The following is a 3,406-nucleotide window of genomic DNA, read 5'->3' on the forward strand; positions in this document are numbered from 1 at the left end:
TGAAGAAAAAAGGGATTTCAATTAGGAAAAGCAATGATTGTTTGATTGCATGGAATGCACTTTATTTTGATATTCCAATTTGGCACAGAGATAGAGATTTTGACCACATTGCTTTAGGAAGCAATCTACAATTATTCAATTGATATTTTAATCGCATAAAATATATGTCCATATGGACCCCATTTCTCCGCCAATTCCAACATCACCTGAAAATCGAAAGGTCATTGAGTAAAAATTCCATGCTTGCCTATCAGCAGGACATGGAAAAACTGAGCAGGTATATGGAGAATAATTTTCCCGATGTACAACCTACTCAGGTTAAATTGGAGCACCTAAGGTATTTTGTCAATGGATTGGCCGAACTTGAAATCTCGGAATACACCCAAGCCCGTATCATCTCCGGGATCAAAGCTTTTTACCGCTTTCTGATGTACGAGGACAGGATATCAGAAGATCCCGCACAACTTTTGGAAGCGCCTAAACTGGGAAGGAAATTACCGGATACTTTAAGCTTTCATGAAATCAATCAGATTTTGGAAAGTGTTCCTTTAGGAGAAGCCCAAGGACATAGGAACAGGGCAATGTTGGAAGTGCTGTACAGTTCAGGTTTGAGGGTTACGGAATTGACCGAACTGATAATCGGAAATGTCTATGCAGATGTAGGATTTTTAAGGGTCATAGGAAAAGGAAATAAAGAAAGACTTGTGCCTATTGGAAAAGATGCCCTGAAATATTTGAAAATATACACAGAAGAAGTCCGCAACCACATGACACCGGTCAAAGGTCATGAACAATATGTTTTCCTAAACCAAAGGGGCAAAAAGCTCACACGGGTGATGGTTTTCTTGATCATCAAAAAGCAAGTGGAATTGATTGGCCTGAAAAAAAACGTGAGTCCCCATACTTTCAGACATAGCTTTGCCACCCACATGATCGAAGGAGGGGCTGATTTGAGGGCTGTTCAGGAAATGCTAGGTCATGAAAGTATCACTACCACTGAAATCTATACACACTTGGATAGGGATTACCTCAGGCAGGTACTGAATGAGTTTCATCCGCGGGGATGATTAGGAATTATAAAGATTAAATAACATAGGATGATTTGCATTCTTTTAAAAAAAAGTTAGTTTTCACAGAATTGAATTCATCTTTGTTAGAAACTATATTCTTTATGCATATTCTCAGAGTAACCATTTTATTCTTTTCTTGGGCACAGGTGTTTTGTTCGGTCAACAGGTAGAAAAATATCAACTTGGTCTATTCCACAAGTCCAATGGAAATATTCAATATATCAATAATGGAAAAAGAGTGATCATCAGGACATTTGACGGGAAGCGCTTCAAAGGAAGAATAACTATTTTGGATGATGATAGAGTTTTTGTGAAAGGCCGGGAAGTTGAAATCAATGAAATTGCTAAAATTATGCGAAATCCAATAGGGCCAAAAGTGGTCGGCGTAGGTCTAATCACCCTTGGATGGACAGTTACGATGTTAGAAGTTATGGTTTCAGCCGTTGTTGTAAGTGTAACACCATTCAGTGATAATACAATTTCGCCTAGTGGAACAGGATTAATAATAGCAGCTACAGGAATTCCATTCTTTTTTATCAAAAGATCTTTTAATGATCGGAATTGGATTTTTCAGGTAGTACAAGAATAAAATTAGATCTATTCGGGGTTGCTAAACTTTGACACAATCTTAAGTCTTCCAACTCCCAATAAGATAAATTGGATAAACTCATCTTTCTGGAAAAGCAAGTTGAATTGATCTGAATTAGAACGCAAATTTCACTGCGATGCTGGGCTGAATAAGTTGAAATGCAGTATTCCGGGAGCTTAGGGTAACGTTTCCCTGATCATTATAATGCGCGTCATTTTTTGTGAGGATATTCATGTTTCCTGTGTTGACATAGTTTACTCTCAATTCTATAAAAGTTGCTTTCCCTTTTTCTATTGGAATCAATATTCCGCCCCCCAATTGATAGATTGTCGACCAATCGGCAAGTTCAGTTCCTGAGGAAATCGGTTCTGAAATTCTGTTTTCCCTTACTCTTGACCTAGTGTATGCGTGGATTCCTCCAAACTGACCTTCTATAAAAGGTTTTACCCAAAATGACGTTTGAGGCATTACTCTGACTACACCTGTAAGATAAACAGCATTGTTATTTCTCCGGATCCGAAAACTTTGATCTGTTCCATTAATGACATTATTGCTTCGGGTCATCATTGTACCATACCTGCTGTACCCCATTTCGCCACCAAAATAAATAGGAGTTTTAGGAAGTTGGAACAAGCCATTAACACTGATCGAAGGAAAAAACATGCTGCCTACTTCTGATTTAAAATCACCTGTTGGGATTCTGGTGTTGATATGAATTCCCAAGATGTTTTTTTGACTAAAAGCCGTAAAACATAAAAAGAAAAAGAGGCAGAAGAGAGGAAGAGATTTTTTCATGAATAATGTATTAAAGAGTTAATTACGTTGGTATTTTATTACGTTAAAGAGTATAGTAAGTTTAGTTAATGATCCTAAAATGATGTTTCGTGATTTTTCTTTTGAAAATTTTGAATTGCTTCGTAAAAATTTTTTAAAACCTGTAATTTAGCGCAGCAATTTAATCTTCATTCAAGTGTACAAATCCATCGTCAAACCATTACTTTTTAGAAAAAACCCAGAGGACGCCCACCACTTTACATTTGACCTGATCAAAAAAAGCTTTAACCTTCCAATTATTAAAAATATCATTGAAGGGATATACGATTATCAAAACCCTATTTTGGAAAGGAAGGTATTTGGTCTGAATTTCAAAAATCCTGTGGGATTGGCTGCAGGTTTTGACAAAGATGCCAAATTAATAGATGAAATGGCCATGCTTGGCTTTGGATTTATTGAAATCGGGACCCTAACACCAAGGCCCCAAGAAGGCAATCCAAAACCAAGGTTATTCAGACTGCCTGCAGACCATGCATTGATCAATAGAATGGGTTTCAACAATGGTGGGGTGGATGAGGCCATCATTAGTCTCAAGGAAAGGAATTCAGATGTTTTAATTGGCGGAAATATTGGCAAAAACAAGGTGTCAAGCAATGAAAAAGCTGTCGATGATTATCTCTATTGTTTTGAAGCGCTTTTTCCATATGTGGACTATTTTGTAGTCAATGTAAGTTCTCCGAATACGCCAAATCTTAGGGATTTGCAGGAAAAGGAACCGCTCAAAAAGCTATTGATGGCAGTTAAAAAAGCCAATCTGAGAAAAGATAAACCGAAACCCATTCTTCTAAAAATCGCCCCTGATCTTACAGTGGGTCAATTGGATGACATTGTGGAGATTGTTCTGGAAACAAAAATTGACGGAGTGATTGCTACCAATACCACAATCGATCGAAGTCTGTTGACAACTGATGCG

General features: G+C 37.5%; 4 protein-coding genes. 3 read left to right on the forward strand and 1 reads right to left on the reverse strand.

The window, feature by feature from the left end; genetic code table 11:
- Positions 1 to 164: 164 nt before the first annotated feature.
- Both xerD and ACEW8O_RS03270 read left to right on the forward strand, forming a co-directional pair.
- Positions 165 to 1,067, forward strand: a complete 903-nt coding sequence (gene xerD, locus ACEW8O_RS03265; protein ID WP_373493193.1) for a site-specific tyrosine recombinase XerD — start codon at positions 165 to 167, stop codon at positions 1,065 to 1,067.
- Between the two features lie 139 nt (positions 1,068 to 1,206).
- Complete coding sequence (locus ACEW8O_RS03270; RefSeq protein WP_373493194.1) at positions 1,207 to 1,659, forward strand: hypothetical protein; 453 nt, start codon at positions 1,207 to 1,209, stop codon at positions 1,657 to 1,659.
- 114 nt (positions 1,660 to 1,773) lie between these two features.
- Here ACEW8O_RS03270 and ACEW8O_RS03275 read toward each other — a convergent pair whose 3' ends face one another.
- Complete coding sequence (locus tag ACEW8O_RS03275) at positions 1,774 to 2,454, reverse strand: hypothetical protein (protein WP_373493195.1); 681 nt, start codon at positions 2,452 to 2,454, stop codon at positions 1,774 to 1,776.
- A gap of 175 nt (positions 2,455 to 2,629) precedes the next feature.
- Between ACEW8O_RS03275 and ACEW8O_RS03280 the strand changes: the two genes are divergently transcribed.
- The coding region (locus tag ACEW8O_RS03280) for a quinone-dependent dihydroorotate dehydrogenase (protein ID WP_373493196.1) at positions 2,630 to 3,406 on the forward strand (777 nt) is incomplete at its 3' end.

The organism is Aquiflexum sp. (assembly GCF_041749095.1).
Classification (GTDB): Bacteria; Bacteroidota; Bacteroidia; order Cytophagales; family Cyclobacteriaceae; genus Aquiflexum.